16 protein-coding genes are annotated in these 17,798 nt (G+C 64.1%); 7 read left to right on the top strand and 9 right to left on the bottom strand.

Features of this window, described 5'->3' with window-relative positions:
- Positions 1–115: 115 nt before the first annotated feature.
- A complete protein-coding gene (locus BVH03_RS00620; protein ID WP_075959384.1) occupies positions 116–619 on the top strand; it encodes a GNAT family N-acetyltransferase in 504 nt (167 codons plus the stop codon).
- A gap of 83 nt (positions 620–702) precedes the next feature.
- Positions 703–1,230, top strand: coding sequence for a DUF3617 domain-containing protein (locus tag BVH03_RS00625; RefSeq protein WP_083639964.1), 528 nt, complete (start codon positions 703–705; stop codon positions 1,228–1,230).
- Positions 1,231–1,317: 87 nt separating this feature from the next.
- On the opposite strand, the gene cls is transcribed toward BVH03_RS00625, so the two are convergent.
- The 9 genes from cls to BVH03_RS00670 all read right to left on the bottom strand — a co-directional run bounded on the left by cls (position 1,318) and on the right by BVH03_RS00670 (position 11,722).
- Positions 1,318–2,757: a cardiolipin synthase gene (gene cls / locus BVH03_RS00630; RefSeq protein ID WP_075959386.1), complete on the bottom strand. Its 1,440-nt coding sequence runs from the start codon at positions 2,755–2,757 to the stop codon at positions 1,318–1,320.
- Positions 2,758–2,850: 93 nt separating this feature from the next.
- On the bottom strand, positions 2,851–3,630 hold the full coding sequence (locus BVH03_RS00635; RefSeq protein WP_075959387.1) for an IclR family transcriptional regulator: 780 nt from the start codon (positions 3,628–3,630) through the stop codon (positions 2,851–2,853).
- 131 nt (positions 3,631–3,761) lie between these two features.
- The gene (locus BVH03_RS00640) at positions 3,762–4,439 is read right to left on the bottom strand and encodes a sarcosine oxidase subunit gamma family protein (RefSeq protein WP_371915327.1); all 678 of its coding nucleotides are present in this window, start codon (positions 4,437–4,439) and stop codon (positions 3,762–3,764) included.
- Complete coding sequence (locus BVH03_RS00645; RefSeq protein ID WP_075959388.1) at positions 4,439–7,336, bottom strand: 2Fe-2S iron-sulfur cluster-binding protein; 2,898 nt, start codon at positions 7,334–7,336, stop codon at positions 4,439–4,441. Before BVH03_RS00645 ends, BVH03_RS00640 begins: the two co-directional genes overlap by 1 nt.
- On the bottom strand, positions 7,333–7,629 hold the full coding sequence (locus tag BVH03_RS00650; protein ID WP_075959389.1) for a sarcosine oxidase subunit delta: 297 nt from the start codon (positions 7,627–7,629) through the stop codon (positions 7,333–7,335). Before BVH03_RS00650 ends, BVH03_RS00645 begins: the two co-directional genes overlap by 4 nt.
- A 13-nt stretch (positions 7,630–7,642) precedes the next feature.
- Complete coding sequence (locus BVH03_RS00655) at positions 7,643–8,884, bottom strand: FAD-dependent oxidoreductase (RefSeq protein ID WP_075959390.1); 1,242 nt, start codon at positions 8,882–8,884, stop codon at positions 7,643–7,645.
- Positions 8,884–9,762, bottom strand: coding sequence for a bifunctional methylenetetrahydrofolate dehydrogenase/methenyltetrahydrofolate cyclohydrolase FolD (gene folD / locus BVH03_RS00660; protein ID WP_075959391.1), 879 nt, complete (start codon positions 9,760–9,762; stop codon positions 8,884–8,886). The genes BVH03_RS00655 and folD overlap by 1 nt, the downstream gene beginning before the upstream one ends.
- Complete coding sequence (purU, locus tag BVH03_RS00665; protein WP_075959392.1) at positions 9,759–10,625, bottom strand: formyltetrahydrofolate deformylase; 867 nt, start codon at positions 10,623–10,625, stop codon at positions 9,759–9,761. Before purU ends, folD begins: the two co-directional genes overlap by 4 nt.
- 497 nt (positions 10,626–11,122) lie before the next feature.
- Positions 11,123–11,722, bottom strand: a complete 600-nt coding sequence (locus BVH03_RS00670) for an XRE family transcriptional regulator (protein WP_075959393.1) — start codon at positions 11,720–11,722, stop codon at positions 11,123–11,125.
- 245 nt (positions 11,723–11,967) lie between these two features.
- Here BVH03_RS00670 and glnT point away from each other — a divergent pair, with 245 nt between their 5' ends.
- The 5 genes from glnT (at position 11,968) to BVH03_RS00695 (ending at position 17,788) form a co-directional block, all read left to right on the top strand.
- Positions 11,968–13,302 (top strand): type III glutamate--ammonia ligase, encoded by a 1,335-nt coding sequence (glnT, locus tag BVH03_RS00675; RefSeq protein ID WP_075959394.1) that lies wholly within the window; start codon positions 11,968–11,970, stop codon positions 13,300–13,302.
- A gap of 73 nt (positions 13,303–13,375) precedes the next feature.
- The gene (locus BVH03_RS00680) at positions 13,376–14,290 is read left to right on the top strand and encodes a glutamine amidotransferase family protein (protein WP_075959395.1); all 915 of its coding nucleotides are present in this window, start codon (positions 13,376–13,378) and stop codon (positions 14,288–14,290) included.
- Complete coding sequence (locus tag BVH03_RS00685) at positions 14,287–14,970, top strand: protein glxC (RefSeq protein WP_075959396.1); 684 nt, start codon at positions 14,287–14,289, stop codon at positions 14,968–14,970. Before BVH03_RS00680 ends, BVH03_RS00685 begins: the two co-directional genes overlap by 4 nt.
- A gap of 14 nt (positions 14,971–14,984) precedes the next feature.
- The gene (locus BVH03_RS00690; RefSeq protein WP_075959397.1) at positions 14,985–16,307 is read left to right on the top strand and encodes an FMN-binding glutamate synthase family protein; all 1,323 of its coding nucleotides are present in this window, start codon (positions 14,985–14,987) and stop codon (positions 16,305–16,307) included.
- 173 nt (positions 16,308–16,480) lie between these two features.
- Positions 16,481–17,788, top strand: coding sequence for an ammonium transporter (locus BVH03_RS00695; protein ID WP_075959398.1), 1,308 nt, complete (start codon positions 16,481–16,483; stop codon positions 17,786–17,788).
- Positions 17,789–17,798 lie beyond the last annotated feature (10 nt).

A 17,798-nucleotide genomic window follows, 5' to 3' on the forward strand; every position in this document is an offset into this window, starting at 1 on the left:
CAGATAGGAGGTCGGCGTACGGGATTGCAGGAAGCGGGTTGCCGAACCCATCGCGGATCATTAGCCTGCGCTCTTTGCCACGGATCAGGTGGCCACTGGTGCGACGGATCACGGTATGAGCGAGCAGGACGGCAACATCACCTATTACCTGGAAATGCATAGCCCCGAGCAGGTGCGTGGCAAGTCCATGCCCGACGATCTGCAGGTGGTCGAGTGCCGCATCAAGCAGTTCCAGCTCAACCGCTTTCTCTATCAGTTGGTGGGCGAGCCATGGCAATGGACGGACAAGCTGGCCTGGTCGGACGCGCAGTGGCGCGAGGCGATCGAAAGCGACGACCACCGCACCTGGGTGGCCTACCACGGTGGCGCCATCGCAGGCTATTACGAGCTGCAGCGTGATGCCGAAGGCGCGGTGGAGATTCTCTATTTCGGCCTGGCGCAGGCCTTCTTTGGCCAGGGTTTCGGTGGCCCGCTGCTTACTCACGCGCTGCAATCGGCCTGGGCCTGGGCCGGCACCCGGCGGGTGTGGGTGCATACCTGCACGTTCGACCATCCCAGCGCGCTGGCCAATTATCAGGCGCGGGGTCTCGAGCTCTATCGCCAGGAACATGGGGATTGAAGCGGGATTGCGTCGAGACATCCTGGCGGCTGCGCTGTCGGATATGGAGCGAGCCGCGTCGCGGTCACTGAACGGAGTCCTACATGCCAAAGCCTAGTTTGAAGTTACTGCCTCTCTGCCTGCTGGCGCTGCCCTTCATGGCTTCTGCCCAGCAGCAGATCCAGCCCGGTCTCTGGGAAATCACCTCCAACAACATGCAGCTCGGCGGCAAGACGCTGCCGAGCAGCGACGTGATGCTGCAACAGTTCAAGAGCCTGCCCCAGGCGCAGCGCGAGATGATGGAGCGGGCCATGGCCCAGCAGGGCATCCAGCTCGGCGAGAAGGGCGTGCAGTACTGCATCAGCCAGGCCCAGGTCGATGCACAGAACATCCCCCTGCAGGACCCCAACTGCAGCCAGCAGATCACCTCACGCGACAACGACCGCTGGGTCTTCAACTTCACCTGCCCGCAAGGCCGCGGCCAGGGCGAGGCGCATTTCCTCGACGACAAGTCGTTCACCACCAAGGTCAACGGCGAGTTCGACAGCGGCGCAGGCCGTCAGCAGGGCAGCATGGAATCCGAGGCGCGCTGGGTGTCGGCTGATTGTGGCGCGTTGCGTCCGCGGCAGTAGCCCAATGCCTTCAGCAGCGGCTTAGCGCCGCTGCTGGATGAACCGCGGACCAGCAAGGCTGCGCTTCTACCCTCATACAAATGCCTGTCAGAGTATCGGCGAGATCAGCCGCGCCACGCGCATGCCCAGTTGCTGAAGACGATGCACTTCGCGGCGGTCGGCACCGATCAATTCACGGGACTGGCTGAAGTCTTCCAGCAGCATCGCTTCGACCTGGCGGGCGAATTCGGTGTCGACGGTGACCAGGGTGATTTCGAAGTTGAGGCGGAACGAGCGGTTGTCCAGGTTGGCGCTGCCGACCACGCCGATGTCGCCATCGATCAACGCGACCTTCTGGTGCAGGAAGCCCGGCAAGTAGCGGAAGATCCGTACGCCGGCGCGCAGGGCTTCCAGGGCGAACAGGTTGGAGGCCGCGTAGACGATGCGGTGGTCAGGGCGCGAAGGTAGCAGGATACGCACGTCCACGCCGCGCAGCACGGCCAGGCGCAGGGCAGCGAACAGCGCTTCGTCGGGGATGAAGTAGGGACTGGTCAGCCAGATGCGCTCGCGAGCGGCGTTGAGCATTTCCACGAACAGTAGCGAGCAGGTTTCCTGGGCGTCGGCCGGGCCACTGGTGACCACTTGGCAGAGCATGCCTTCGTCCGGGTAGCGCTCGGGCAGCAGCAGCGGTGGCAGCTTGCGGGTCGCCCAGAACCAGTCCTCGGCGAAGGATTCCTGCAAACACGCTACCGCCGGGCCGTGTACCTCGACGTGGGTATCGCGCCACGGCGACAGGCGCGGCTTTTCGCCCAGGTATTCGTCGCCAACGTTGTGGCCGCCGAGATAGCCGCGCTCGCCATCGACCACCACGATCTTGCGGTGGTTGCGGAAATTCAGCTGGAAGCGATTGAGTACGCCGCCGCCAGTGGGGAAGGCGTGCACGTGCACGCCGCCTTCGCGCAGGCGCTTTGTATAGCGGCGTGGCAAGGCATGGCTACCAACGGCGTCATACAGGAAGTACACCTGCACGCCGGCCACCGCGCGCTCGAGCAGAACTTCCTGCAGGCGGCGGCCGAGCTTGTCGTCATGGACGATGAAGAACTGGATGAGGATCACCTGGCGCGCTTCGGCCAGCGCCTGGAAGATCGCCTCGAAGGTGGCCTTGCCATTGACCAGCAGGCTGACCTGGTTGCCGGCCAGGCAGGGCATGCGCCCCAGGCGTGGCAGCGCGCGCAGCTGGCCGTAGGCTTCCGACTCGCCGGCGGCGATGGCTTCCTGCACCCAGGGCCGCCAGTCCAGGGAGGCCATGGCCTTGTGCATCTGCTTGTCGACGACCCGGCGCGCATCGATGTACGCATAGAAGCGACTGCGCCCGAAGATCACATAGGGCAGCAGCGTCAGGTAGGGCATGAAAAACAGCGACAGCGCCCAGGCGATGGCGCCCTGGGCAGTACGCACGGTGAGAATTGCATGCACGGCAGCCAGCGCACCGAGCACGTGGATCGCTGCGATCAGATAGCCGAAGAAATGCTGGATGCCGAATTCCATGGTCGTTCGCTTGATGACTGCCGTGCCAGCATAGACCACGCTATCGATGGGACGTCACCGATAGAAATCGGCGTTCCACGTGAAACGGTGCTGTCAGGCGGCGCGGTAGCCGGCACTGCGGGATATCTGCGCAGCGCCGGCCAACAGGCTTTCGTGCAATGCCCGCCGGTTGGCGTCGTCATTCATCACCGCATCAGGGCCGGACAGGTTGATGGCTGCGACGATCCGCCCACTGTGATCACGCACCGGGGCGGCGATGGCGGTGGAGTAGTCCGAGCGGTGCAGCACGAACCCGCGCGCGCGATCTTCACCGCTCATGCGCAGCAGCTCTGGCAGCGTCTTGGGGGCCGGCGCCGGGTAGCCATCCAGGCGCACATGGGCATAGAGCACGGCCAATGCGCCTTCCTCCATTTCGCTGAGCAGCACGCGACCGAGTGCGGTGATGTGGCATGGCAAACGCGTGCCGATTGGCACATTCACCGAAAGGCGCTGCGCCGCGAATGCCCGGTACAGGTAGAGCACCTCGGTGTGTTCGCGGATGCCCAGATGACAGGACATCGAGGTGCGGTCGCGCAGGGTATTGAGGTGGGGCATGGCGATGTCCACCAGGTCCCGGCTGGCCAAGTAGGCGAAGCCGTCGCAGAGCACCTGGGGGCCCAGTTCGTACTTGTTGGTGCCCAGTTTGTTCAGGTAACCCATGTCGGTGAGGGTCACCAGAATCCGGTAAATGGCCGAGACGCTGACGCCCAGGCGCTCGGCGATCAGGTTGCTGCTCAGGCTGCGCTGGCTGGCGTTGAACATCTGCAGGATGCCGAGCCCGCGTTGCAGCGCGGGTACGCGGTAATCGGTCAGCTCATCGTTGTCGGCGGCCATGGGCGACTCTCTTTGATTGACGGCTCCCGCTTTTTGGCGTGGGAGTATCGGGTGCGTCACCGGATCAACAGCGGACGCGGAGCGTCCCAGGCAGGCGTTTCCACGCGGGAGCGTGGGAGCGATCATCGGAATTAACGCAGCGCGTCGATTCCCGCCGGTTTGCCGCCGAACTCATCCATGGCGTCCAGCAGGGCGCCCCACAGGTAATGCGCGGACGCGCGATCACACAGCAGATGAAAGACCGGCAGCGCCGCCGTGCCGGCATTGACCACGATGGCATTCAGGCGTGCCACCGAGGTCTGTACCACGGCGCCGGCCGGGAAGGCTTCGGCGCGCAGATCGACGCCGCAGAGTTTGGCGAACAGCTCCGGTAGGTGCGCGCCGGTCAGGGCCAGCCAGGCGTGGCTGTCCTGGCGGGGCAGCAGGTAATTGGCCTGGCGCTCGTCGTAGTGCCAGCCCGCCTCGTCGGCGGCGATGCGGGCGCCGCCATCGATCAGGCTGCCGAGCAGAAAGTACTCGGTCTGCGATAACCGCAGCACCTGCTCGCCGCTGCCCTGCAGGCAGGCCTGGTTGGGCTTGTCCGGCAGTTGATAGCCTTTGTTCTGCAGGTAGGCCGCGCTGTCGGTGCCGCGAAAACCGACCCGTGGCAGATTGCTCAGGTCGATCAGTGCGCAGCGGTGCACTTGTTCGTCTTCGTCTGCGGAGCCGGCGACGAACAGCCGGTCGCCCAGCAGGGTAAGCGGTGCATGGCCTTGCAGGTCATGAATGGGGCTGCGTTCAGCATGGTCGCGAAGGGTCAGGCTCATGATCACAGCTCCTGGCGTTTGGTTTCAGGGTCGAAGAACGGCAATTGCACTACGGTGGCCTGGACCACCTCACCGCCTTCCACGCGAATCGGGATCTGCATGCCGGGCGTGGCCTGGGCGACAGCGGCGTAGGCCATGCCGATGATCGCGCCGACGGTCTGGGAGTACTCGCACGAGGTGACGTTGCCGCTGATGTCCGGGCCCTTGAGCACCATGTGGCCTTCCAGGGGTTTACGGCTGCCCGCGGGCAGGGTGAAACCCACCAGCTTGCGCTTGAGCGGCTGCGCCTCGAGGATCTCGATGGTGCGCTTGCCGACGAAGAAGGGCTTCTTGCGGCCGATGGCCCAGCCCATGTCGATCTCGGCGGGATGGGTCATGCCATCGGTGTCCTGGCTGATGATCACGTGGCCCTTTTCCAGGCGCAGCAGGCGCTGGGTTTCCACGCCGAACGGGCGGATCTCGAAAGCGGCACCGGCTTCCATCAGCGCATCCCAGAGGTGTTCACCAAAACGCGCCGGTACGTGGATCTCGTAACCCAGTTCACCGACGAAACCAACGCGCAGCAACCGCGCCGGCACCCCGGCGACCCTGCCTTCGCGTACGCCGAGGTAAGGAAACCCCTCGGGCGACAGGTCGACGTCGCTGCAGACCTTTTCCAGCACCTGGCGCGACAGCGGGCCGGCCAGGTTGACCGCGGCAAAGGCGGCGCTGACGTTGGCGATGTCGACGTTCAGGCGCCATTGCGCGTTCCACTTGAGCATGCTGCGGTAGACGCGATCCACGCCGCTGGTGGTCGCCGATACGTAGAAGTGCTGCTCGCCCAGGCGGCAGGCCACGCCGTCGTCGATCACCACGCCATCCTCGGCGGTCATCAGCGCGTAGCGGGTACGGCCGATGGCGAGTTTCTTGAAGCCGAAGGTGTACAGGCGCTCCAACAGCTCGGCGGCATCCGTGCCACGCACATCGAGGCCGCCCAGGGTGGAGACGTCGATCAGGCCGACCTTTTCGCGAACATGGCGGGCTTCTGCCTGCATGCAGGCCTCACGGTCTGCGGCCTTGCCATAGAAGGCCGGGCGTTGCCACACGCCTGCGGGCATCAGCTTGGCGCCGAGCTCGACGTGGCGCTGGTGCATGGCGGTCTGCCGATAGGGGTCGAAGCCGCGCCCGGCGATGTGCGCCAGTTTTTCCGCCGAGAACGGCGGACGGGCCGTGGTCACTCCCGTTTCGCTGACGCTACGGCCGGTGGCATCGGCCACCAGGCGCGCCGTGGGCAGCGCCGAGTGGCGGCCTTGGGATGGGCCCATGCCGACGGTGGAGAAACGCTTGACCAGTTGCACGTCGCGATAGCCGTGACGGGTGGCGTTGACGATGTCCTTGATCTGCAGGTCTTCGTCGAAGTCGACGAATTCCTTGCCTTGCGGATGGGCGAAGATCGGCCAGGGAAAGTTGACCCGGCTGTCGTCCTTGTCCGCGCCAGCTACCGGAGCGGCATCCAGGCCAAGATCGGCGAGGGCTTCGCTGGCAGCTCGCTGGCCGTCGGCCAGGACACGTTGCAGATCGTGCCGGCCGTTCACCGAACCGGCGACGCGGAGAATTTTCGGCAGGTTGTGGATCGAGAATGCAGCGTGTTCGTCGGCGTAGCGCAGGCTGCCGCCGGCCTGGCAAAGCAGCTGATACACCGGCATGTACCCGGCGGACATGCACAGCAGGTCGCAGTCGATCCGCGTGCTGGCCTCGGCGACCTTGCCTTGAGCGCTGATGCGCCGGACGTCGACCGCGCTGATATGGCGCGCGTTCTTGTCAGCGATGGCTTCATACACGGTATGGCCGGCGTGGCAGGAAATGCCTTTGGCTTGCACGGCGGTGACCAGGCCGGGAGTGTCGCTGCGCTCGCGCATGTCGACCAGCGCCGCGACCTCCACGCCGGCCTCGAGCAGGTCGAGCGCGGCCAGGTAGCCGTCGTCGTTGCCGGTCAGTACCACCGCGCGCTTGCCCGGGCTGACCGCGTACAGGCGCATCAGCCGCTGGGCGGCGCTGGTCAGCATCACGCCGGGCAGGTCGTTGTTGCGGAAGATCACTGGCTGGTCGAAGGAGCCGCTGGCGACGATGCACTGCCTGGCGCGTACCTTGTACAGCCGATTGCCCCGGATCACCGGCAGGTAGTTGTCGGCGAACCAGGCGTTGCAGATCGCCGAATCGAGTACGCGGATATTGGCATGGCTTTGCACCGCCCTGACCAGCTCTTCACGCAGGCCCATGGCAGCGTTGGCGTCGAGGCCGAAACGGGCGTAGGTCAGCGAACCGCCGAGCACCGGGTTCTGTTCGATCAGCAGCACCTTGGCGCCGCCATTGGCGGCATGCAGGGCCGCGGACAGGCCGGCGGGGCCGGAACCGATCACCGCCAGGTCGCAGAACAGGTAGGCCTTGTCGTGGTAGGTGGGTGTGAGCTTCAGGTCGAGCACGCCGAGGCCGGCTTTCTTGCGGATCAGCGGTTCCCAGCGTTTCCACATGCCCTTGGGCTTGTAGAAGGCGCGGTAGTAGAAACCTACGGGCATGAATTTGGAGAACGTGCCGAGAATCGCGTCGCGGTCCTTTTCCAGGCTGCCGTTGACGTTCTGTGGGGTAACGCTGATACCCGCCGCCAGCGGGTATTCGTCGGCCAGCACGTTGGGCTCGTGCGGCAGTTGCACCAGGGTGTTGGCGTCCTGGCCGGCCATGGTCAGCGGGCCGCGCGGGCGGTGGTATTTGAACGAGCGCGAGAGCAGCCAGCGGCCGTCGGCGGCCAGGGCACTGGCGATGGTATCGCCGGCGAAACCCTGGCAGACGCTGCCGTCGAAGCTGAAGGTCAGCGGCTTGTTGCGGTCGATCAACAGCCCCATGGGGGCGGGCAGGCGGTTCATTGGGCGGCCTCCGGGGCGGTGAAATCGATGCGCTGGTCGAACAGTTCACGAGGGTCGAAGGTGCGCAGGATCTCGTCGCTGCCGGTGTGGCGCTCGGCCAGGAACCAATAGCTCGACGGCGTGTGCATCCACCATTCGGTGACCACGCCGAGCAGGTTCTCGCTGTTGAATACGTAGTCGGCCCATTCGGCGACGCTGCAAGTGGCCGGGTCGGGCATGTGCTTGAGTTCACCGCCGTAGGTGAATTCGCTGATGTTGCGCGGCCCGTTTAGCGGGCAAGTCATGATCTTCATTGGCTGTACCCCGTCAGTGGCTGGCCGCCGTGGCGCCCATTTCGTTGACCTGCTGGAAGCGACTGAAGCGATCCAGGCCGAACGGCGCGATCAGCTCCGGCACCTTGCCGCCGCTGGCGACCAGCTCGGCCATGCTCTTGCCGCAGATCGGCGTGGCCTTGAAGCCCCAGGTGCCCCAGCCAGCGTCGAGGTAGTAACCGTCGATCGGCGACAGGCCCATGATCGGGCTGTAGTCGGGCGTCATGTCGGTGATGCCAGCCCACTGACGCATCAGCTTGGCGCCCGCCATGAACGGGAACATCTCGACGGCCGAGGCCAGCAGGCTTTCCTTGAGGTCCAGGGTCGAGCGGGTGTTGTACAGCGGGTAGGGGTCGGAGCCGCCGCCAAACACGATCTCGCCGCGGCTGGTCTGCTGCACGTAGCAATGCAGGGCGCTTGAACTCACCAGCGGATCGAGAAATGGCTTGAACGGTTGGGTGACCATCGCCTGCAGCGGGTAGGTGTGGATCGGCGCCTTGATCTTCAGTTTGTTCATCAGCAGCGAGCTGGTGCCGGCCACGGCCTGTACTACGCAACCACACTGAATGGTGCCGCGATTGGTTTTCACCGCGCGGATGCGGCCGCCCTCGACGACGAAATCCTGCACTTCGGTGAGCTGGTGGATTTCCACGCCGCGCTTGGCCGCCTGCTTGGCGTAGCCCCAGGCCACGGCATCGTGGCGGGCGGTGCCGCCGTCGATGTGCCAGAGGCCGGCCAGCACCGGGATATGGCCGGGGTCGAGGTTGAGGCTCGGCACCAGTTCGCGGATCTGCTGGCGGTCGATCATCTCGGTACGCCCGCCAAAGTGCTTGTTCACTTCGGCGCGCTGGCGAAAGGCGCGCACGGCGGCGTCGGTATGGGCCAGGGTGAGCTGGCCACGGTGTGAGTACATGATGTTGAAGTCGAACTCGTTGGAGAGGTTCTCGAACATCCGCACCGATTCGATATAGAACTTCACACCTTCGCTGGTCAGGTAGTTGGAGCGGATCACCGCGGTGTTACGCGCAGTGTTGCCGCCGCCCAGGTAGCCCTTTTCCAGCACCGCTATGTTGTTGATGCCGTGGTATTTGGACAGGTAGTAGGCGGTGGCCAGGCCATGGCCGCCAGCGCCAATGATCACCACGTCATAGGAGGCTTTCAGCTCCTTGGGGGCGGGCAGGTCGACCTCGACCGGGTACTCCGACGACAGGCCGTATTTGAGCAGCGAGAAAGGCATCAGCGAGCCTCCTGAATGGCCTGCCCGCTCTGCTGGCGGGCGGCGAGTACGGTGTTGTGCATCAGCTGGGCGATGGTCATCGGGCCGACGCCGCCGGGTACCGGGGTGATGGCCGCGGCCACCGGTTGCACCGCGGCGAAGTCCACATCGCCGACCAGGCGGCTTCTGCCGTCTTCGTCGATACGGTTGATGCCGACGTCGATCACCACCGCACCGGGTTTTATCCAGCCCGCATCGATCATTCGAGGGCGGCCGACAGCAGCGATCACGATGTCGGCCTGGCGGCACAGCGTCTGCGGCTCGACGCTGCGTGAATGCAGCACACTGACGCTGCAGTTGGCCGCCAGCAGCAGCGCGGCCATCGGCTTGCCGACGATGTTCGAACGGCCGACCACCACGGCGTGCTTGCCGGAAAGATCGCCCAGGGTGTCACGCAGCAGGCGCATGCAGCCGGCTGGCGTGCAGGGCGTCAGCACGTTGCGGCCCTGGCTGAGGCCGCCGACGTTCTCGCTATGAAAACCGTCGATATCCTTGCCGGGGTCGATGGCCTCGAGCACACGCACCTCGTCGATGTGCTCGGGCAGCGGCAACTGCACCAGGATGCCGTGCACGGCAGGGTCGGCATTCAGCGCGGCGACCACCTCCAGCACCTCATCGGCACTGGCCTCGGCCGACAGGCGATATTCGAGCGAACGGATGCCCACTTCCCCGGCACGCAGCACCTTGTTGCGCACGTACACGTGGCTGGCCGGATCGTCACCCACCAGCACCACGGCCAGTGCCGGTTCGAGGCCCTGGGCATGCAGCTGCGCGACTTCTGCCTTCACCTCGGCGAGTACCCGGGCGGCCGCGGCCTTGCCGTCGATCAACGTGCTCATCGGAAGATCACCGTGCGGTCGCCGTTGAGGAATACGCGCTGCTCGGTGTGGTACTTCACCGCCCGCGACAGCGCCACGGTTTCGGTATCGCGGCCAATGGCGACCAGGTCGTCAGGCTTCAGGGCGTGGTCCACGCGCTGCACCTCCTGCTCGATGATCGGCCCCTCGTCGAGGTCGGAAGTGACGTAGTGAGCGGTGGCGCCGATCAGCTTCACGCCACGCTCGAACGCCTGGTGGTAAGGCTTGGCACCTTTGAAACCGGGCAGGAAAGAGTGATGGATATTGATCGCCCGGCCCGCCAGCTGCTTGCACAGGTTGTTGGAAAGAATCTGCATGTAGCGCGCCAGCACCACCAGCTCGGTGCCGGTTTCATCGATGATCTTCATCAGCTCGGCTTCCTGCCCGGTCTTGGTGTCCTTGGTCACCGGCAGGTAGATGAAACGGATGCCCTCGCGCTCGGCCATCGGCCGCAGGTCGAGGTGGTTGGAGACGATGGCGGTGATCTCCATGTTCAGTTCGCCCTTCTGGTGGCGGTAAAGCAGGTCGGCCAGGCAATGATCGAACTTGCTGACCATCAGCAGCACGCGCATCGGCTTGCGGGTGCTGTACAGGCCCCAGGTCATGTCGAAGGCGCCCGCCACTGCGGCAAAGCCTTCCTCGATCTTCGCCAGGTCATCGCTCACGCCGGTGTTGAAGCGAAATACCGCACGCATGAAGAAAGTGCTGCTGACCTCGTCGTCGAATTGCGACATCTCGCTGATGTAGCACTGATGCTCGGCAAGAAACGACGCCACCGCGGCGACGATGCCCGATGTGGCCGGGCAACTGATCTTGATCACGTACTGGTTCTGGGCGTGCTGCATGTCGGATCCTCGGAACGGTCGGCGGCAGGAAATCATTCATGGATAAATGCGTGGTTCGCCTATGAATATATTTTCTTGTGGCGAATCTAATTTTCTTGATAGTGATTTTTATAAGCGAATGATTTGTTCGTTTCAATGCCTGTTAAGAATTTATTTATCTCTACAGGAATTTTTCGGACGTGACTGCGGGGGATGCTGGCGAGGACGTCTTCGTCGTTTCCGGCGCCAATTAGCAGCCAGGTCGCGGATTCGTCTCAGAGGTGAGAAAACGGAAGGAGGCATGGCGCCATCAGCCAGGAGGGCGCGCGCTGGAAAAGAAGAAGGGCATTGAGTGCGATGGGCTGTTTGAAGGCGAAAGCTGCCGCCACCGATCCAGTGTAGGAGCGGGCCATGCCCGCGAAATCACGGGCATGGCCCGCTCCCACAGATAATCACCAGTCCACCCCACGGGAGCGAACGGCCGCTCCCGCCCTACAGCCGCCGGGTGAGCTTGGCCTTCACTCCTTGCCGTAATTCATGATCGACAGCAGGCGGATCGGTACCTGGATCAGCTGTTCCGGACCGTGGGGGACTTCGGCGTCGAAGGTCAGGCTGTCGCCGGCCTGCATGGCGTAGAGCTGGTTGCCGTGGCGGTAGACCAGTTCGCCTTCGAGCAGGTGCAGGAACTCGGTGCCTGGGTGCGAGAAGGTCGGAAACTCCTCGCTGGCATCGTCCATGCTGACCATGTAGGCCTCGAAGCTCTTCTTCGGCCCGCGGGTATGGTTCAGCAGGTGATAGGTGTGGCCTTTCTCGGTGCCGCGGCGCACCACCTCCAGGCCTTCATCGGCTTTCACCAGCAGCGCCCCGCTGCCTTGCTGGTCGTACTGGCTGAACAGCTTGGACATCGGCATGCCGAGCACATCGCACAGGCGGCTGAGGGTCTCGAGGCTGGTGGACACCTGGGCATTCTCGATCTTGCTGAGCATGCCCTGGCTGATCCCGGCGATGCGCGCGACCTCGGCGATTTTCAGTTCCTGAGCCAGACGCTGGCGGCGTATCTGCATACCCAGATACTGCTCGAGCTTCAAACGGGGCGGAGTCTCTGTAGTTTCACTCATGCACGGCCATTTTCTAAATGTGAATAATATATTCGCACCAGGAATGACCAGCCTGCATTGTAACGGTGCACGCCAAGGGGTGTGAATTTCTTGTTATGAAAGCATTTTTCCTGTGCAGATAGAAGAAAACCCGCGTGGCGGCTAGCTGGCGCTGACCATGACCCGAATTGGCAAGTTGATTGCATTCTTGTTGAGAAATTTAATTTCCTAACTGGAATAGTCATCGAGTCGACAGGAGCCATGTGATGTTGCCAAGCGAAACCCAGCGGGTCATCGAAAAGCACGCGATCAAGTATGTACTGGCCCAGTTCGTGGACATCCATGGTTCGGCCAAGACCAAGTCGGTACCGGTTTCGGGCCTGGAAGCGGTGGCGCAGGCCGGCGCCGGGTTCGCGGGTTTCGCCATCTGCGGCATGGGCATGGAGCCCCACGGGCCGGACTTCATGGCCAAGGGCGATCTCTCGACCCTGATTCCCGTGCCATGGCAGCCGGGTTACGGCCGGGTAGTGTGCATCGGGCATGTCGACGGCCAGCCGTGGCCCTACGACAGCCGCTACGTGCTGCAGCAGCAGGTGGAACGCCTGCAGGCGCGCGGCTGGACGCTCAACACCGGCCTGGAACCGGAATTCAACCTGATGCGCCGTGATGAAAGCGGCACCCTGCAACTGGTGGATGCCAGCGACAACCTCGACAAGCCCTGCTACGACTACAAGGGCCTGTCGCGCTCCCGGGCGTTTCTGGAAAAGCTGACCGAAGCGCTGCAGCCGGTGGGTTTCGACATCTATCAGATCGATCACGAAGACGCCAACGGCCAGTTCGAGATCAATTACACCTACAGCGATGCCATGGAGTCGGCAGACCGTTTCACCTTCTTCCGCATGGCCGCCGGGGAGATCGCCAATGACCTGGGCATGATCTGCTCGTTCATGCCCAAGCCCGACCCGAAACGCGCCGGCAACGGCATGCACTTCCACCTTTCCCTCGCCAGTGCCGAGAGCAAGAACCTGTTCTTCGATGCCAGCGACAAGAACGGCATGGGCCTGTCGAAGCTCGCCTATCACTTCGCCGCCGGCCTGCTGGCCCACGGCCCGGCACTGTGCGCCTTCGCGGCGCCGACGGTGAATTCCTACAAGCGCCTGGTGGTCGGCAACTCGCTGTCCGGGGCCACCTGGGCGCCGGCGTTCGTCGCTTTTGGTGCCAACAACCGCTCGGCGATGGTGCGCGTGCCCTATGGTCGTCTGGAATTCCGCCTGCCGGATGCCGGCTGCAACCCGTACCTGGTCAGCGCCGCGATCATCGCCGCGGGCCTCGATGGCATCGACCGCCAGCTGATGCCCGAGCAGATCTGCAACGAGAACCTCTACTCCCTCGGGCTCGACGCCATTGCCGCCAAAGGCATCAAGACCCTGCCGCAGTCGCTCAAGGAAGCCTGCGACGCGCTGGAAGCCGACCCACTGTTTGCCGAGGTGATGGGCAAGGAGATCGTCGGCGAGTTCATCAAGCTCAAGCGCATGGAATGGGTGGAGTACAGCCGGCACGTCTCTGACTGGGAGATCAAGCGCTACACCGAATTCTTCTGATCCGACCCTCCCGTTCAACCGTTTTCCGGCGCCCGCCCTTGGGTAGGGCGCCTTCTGCCCAGGAGTTTTAGCTATGTGTGGAATCGTGGGGCTTTACCTGAAAAATCCGCAGCTGGAGTCGCAGCTCGGCAAGCTGTTCGAACCGATGCTCGAAGCCATGACCGACCGCGGCCCGGACAGCGCCGGCTTCGCCATCTATGGCGATGAAGTCGCCGACGGCTGGATCAAACTGACCCTGCAGGCCACCACGGAGGGCTACGACTTCGCCGCCCTGGTGAGCGCCGTGAAGGACAAACTCGGTGCCGAGCTGGACTGGTTCCAGAACGCCAGCGCCGTCGTGCTCAAGATCAAGGCCGAAGAAGCCGCCGCACGCGCCGTCATGACCGAACTGGCGCCGAGCGTGCGCATCATGAGTGCCGGGCAGAGCATCGAGATTCTCAAGGGCATGGGCTTGCCGCAGGAGATTTCCGAGCGCTTCGGCCTGGCTTCGATGAAGGGCAGCCACATCATCGGCCATACCCGCATGGCTACCGAAAGTGCGGTGACCATGGAGGGCAGCCACCCGTTCTCCACCGGCGCCGACCTGTGCCTGGTGCACAACGGCTCGCTGTCCAACCACTTCCGCCTGCGTCAGGAACTGCGCCGCGAAGGCACCCACTTCCAGACCGAGAACGACACCGAGGTCGCCGCCGGTTACCTGGCCTGGCGTCTGCAGCAGGGCGACTCGCTGAAGCAGGCACTGGATAGCTCGCTGCACGCGCTGGACGGTTTCTTCACCTTTGCCATTGGCACCCGTAACGGCTTCGCGGTGATTCGCGACCCGATCGCCTGCAAGCCGGCGATCCTCGCCGAGACCGACGATTACGTCGCCATGGCCTCGGAATACCAGGCGCTGTCGAGCCTGCCAGGCATCGACAAGGCCAAGGTCTGGGAACCGGTTCCCGCCACCCTGTACATCTGGGAACGCAAGAAGGAGCACGCAGCATGAAAACCATCGACCTCTCCAGCGCCAGCGTGCGTGACCTCAACCAGGCCCTGCACGACCAGGCCAAGTCCGTCACCGAGCGTGAGTGGGTCGTGGCCCACCCCAACGGCGCGCATAACCTGGCGGTCGGCGCCAACGAAGCCATCTCCATCGATATCCAGGGGCACGCCGGCTACTACTGCGCGGGCATGAACCAGAAAGCCTCGATCACCGTACATGGCAACGTCGGCGTGGGCTGCGCCGAGAACATGATGAGCGGCACCGTGCGCGTCAAAGGCAGCGCTTCCCAGGCCGCCGGTGCGACCGCCCATGGCGGCCTGCTGGTCATCGAGGGCGATGCCGGCGCACGTTGCGGCATTTCCATGAAGGGCATCGACATCGTGGTCGGCGGCAGCATCGGCCACATGAGCTGCTTCATGGGCCAGGCCGGCCGGCTGGTGGTGTGTGGCGATGCTGGCGATGCCCTGGGCGACTCGTTGTACGAGACCAGGATCTTCGTCAAAGGCAGCGTCGAGTCATTGGGGTCGGACTGCATCGAGAAAGAGATGCGCCCCGAGCATATCGAAGAGCTGCAAGCGCTGCTCAATCGCGCCGGCTTCAAGGAGAACGCCGCCGATTTCAAACGCTACGGCTCGGCCCGCCAGCTGTACAACTTCAAAGTCGATAACGCCAGCGCGTACTGATCAGGAGCTTCATCATGAGCGACAAACAACCCCCCGTGCTGCGCGAATCGGCCACTTTTGACCGCCTGGCCATCCAGGAAATCCAGCGCGCCGCCGAGACCGGCATCTACGATATTCGCGGCGGCGGCACCAAGCGCAAGCTGCCGCACTTCGACGACCTGCTGCTGCTCGGCGCCAGCGTGTCGCGCTACCCGCTGGAGGGCTACCGCGAGAAATGCGGCACCGACGTGATCCTCGGCAATCGCTTCGCCAAGAAGCCGCTGCACCTGAAGATCCCGGTGACCATCGCCGGCATGAGCTTCGGCGCGCTATCGGCCAACGCCAAGGAAGCCCTGGGCCGTGGTGCGAGCATTGCCGGCACCAGCACCACTACCGGCGACGGCGGCATGACCCCGGAAGAACGCGGCCAGTCCCAGCATCTGGTCTATCAGTATCTGCCGTCGCGTTACGGCATGAACCCGGATGACCTGCGCAAAGCCGACGCCATCGAGATCGTGCTTGGCCAGGGCGCCAAGCCGGGCGGCGGCGGCATGCTGCTGGGCATGAAGGTCACCGAGCGCGTCGCGGGCATGCGTACGCTGCCGATCGGTGTCGACCAGCGCTCGGCGTGCCGCCACCCGGACTGGACCGGCCCGGACGACCTGGCGATCAAGATCGCCGAGTTGCGCGAGATCACCGATTGGGAAAAACCCATCTACGTGAAGATCGGCGCCAGCCGGCCTTATTACGATGTGAAGCTGGCGGTGAAGGCCGGTGCTGACGTGATCGTCCTCGACGGCATGCAGGGCGGTACCGCGGCGACCCAGGAAGTGTTCATCGAGCACGTCGGCATTCCCATCCTGCCGGCGATTCCCCAGGCCGTGCAGGCGCTGCAGGAGATGGGCATGCACCGCAAGGTGCAGCTGATCGTCTCCGGCGGTATCCGCAATGGTGCGGATGTGGCCAAGGCCATGGCGCTGGGCGCCGATGCGGTGGCCATCGGTACGGCTGCGCTGATAGCCCTGGGCGACAACCATCCGCGCCTGGACGACGAGCTGAAAAAGATCGGCTCGGCTGCCGGCTACTACGACGACTGGCAGAACGGCCGCGATCCGGCCGGCATCACCACCCAGGACCCGGAGCTGTCCAAACGCCTCGATCCGGTCGACGGCGGTCGTCGCTTGGCAAATTACTTGCGTGTGCTGGTGCTCGAAGCGCAGACCATGGCCCGCGCTTGCGGCAAGAGCCACCTGCACAACCTCGATCCTGAGGACCTGGTAGCGCTGACCGTCGAGTCCGCCGCCATGGCCCGCGTGCCGCTGGCCGGCACCAGTTGGGTGCCTGGGCAGGGTTACTGATGGCGCATTGATCGACGCCCGGTGGTTTTCCCCGGGCGTTTTCTTTGCCCAGCAGCAGCCGGTACGCGCCGCAGAGCGCGGCCGTTGATGGTCCTTGCCGCGTTCGACAGACAGCCGTGGCGGCGTTTTCCACTGCCGATCCTTCCGGAATTCGTATGCGAGGAATCGATGTGATGGGACGAATAGTCAACGGTGTTGGCGTGGGCCTGGCCTCGTTGCCAGGACTGGCGATGGCCCAGGAGGCCGTTCTGGACAGCGGTGATACCGCCTGGATGATGGTTTCTACCGTGCTGGTGTTGATGATGCTGGTGCCGGGCCTGGCGCTGTTCTATGGCGGCATGGTGCGGGCCAAGAACCTGTTGTCGGTGTTTACCCAGTGCTTCGCGGTGGCGGGGGTGATTGGCATGCTGTGGGTAATCTACGGTTACAGCCTGTTTGCCGATACCACCGGGATGCAGGAGGGCGTGCTCAACCTGCACAGCCTGATCGGCGGTTTCAAGCATTTGCTGCTGATCGACCTGGGCCGTGAAAGCCTTACCGCGAGCATTCCGGAGAGTGTGTTCGCCACGTTCCAGATGACCTTCGCCCTGATCACGCCGATGATCATCGCTGGCGCCTTCGCCGAGCGCATGACCTTTGCCGCGGTGGTGCTGTTTGCGGCGCTGTGGTTCACCTTCTGCTACATCCCGCTGGCGCACATGGCCTGGAGCGGTCCGGGTGGTCTGTTATGGGACTGGGGCATCCTCGAGTTCGCCGGCGGGACGGTGGTGCACATCAACGCCGGGGTCGCTGGCCTGGTGGCCTGCCTGGTACTGGGACGGCGCAAGGGCTTTCCTCATGTCGCGATGCCGCCCCACAACATGGGGTTCGCCCTGACCGGGGCGGCGCTGCTGTGGGTCGGCTGGTTCGGCTTCAACGTCGGTTCGGCGGTGGCCGCCAGCGCCAACGCCGGCATGGCCATGCTCACCACGCAGATCGCGGCCTGCTCGGGCATCGTCGGCTGGCTGGCGGTGGAAGTCTGGAAGAGTGGCAAGCCCAGCGCCCTGGGCGCTGCATCCGGCGCGTTGGCGGGCCTGGTGACCATCACCCCGGCTTGCGGCTTCGTCGGCCCGGGCGGGGCGCTGGTCATGGGCTTCGTCACTGCGGTAGTGTGCTATTTCGCCATCGCCGGGCTCAAGCGCTCACTGGGCTATGATGACGCCTTGGATGCATTCGGCCTGCACGGTGTTGGCGGTATCGTCGGCTCGATCCTGACCGGTGTGTTCGCGTCGACTTCCCTGGGCGGTTTCCAGGATATCGATATCGCCTCGCAGGTGCTGGTCCAGGCCAAGAGCGTGCTGTTCACCATCGTCTACTGCGCTGTGGTGACCTACCTCCTGCTCAAACTGACCGGATGGCTGACGCGAGGGCTGCGCGTCAGCGAAGAAGTCGAGCAGCAGGGCCTGGATATCAGCCAGCACGGCGAACGCGCCTATACCTGAATCGCGGAGT

This window comes from Pseudomonas sp. PA15(2017) (assembly GCF_001945395.1).
Lineage (GTDB): Bacteria > Pseudomonadota > Gammaproteobacteria > Pseudomonadales > Pseudomonadaceae > Aquipseudomonas.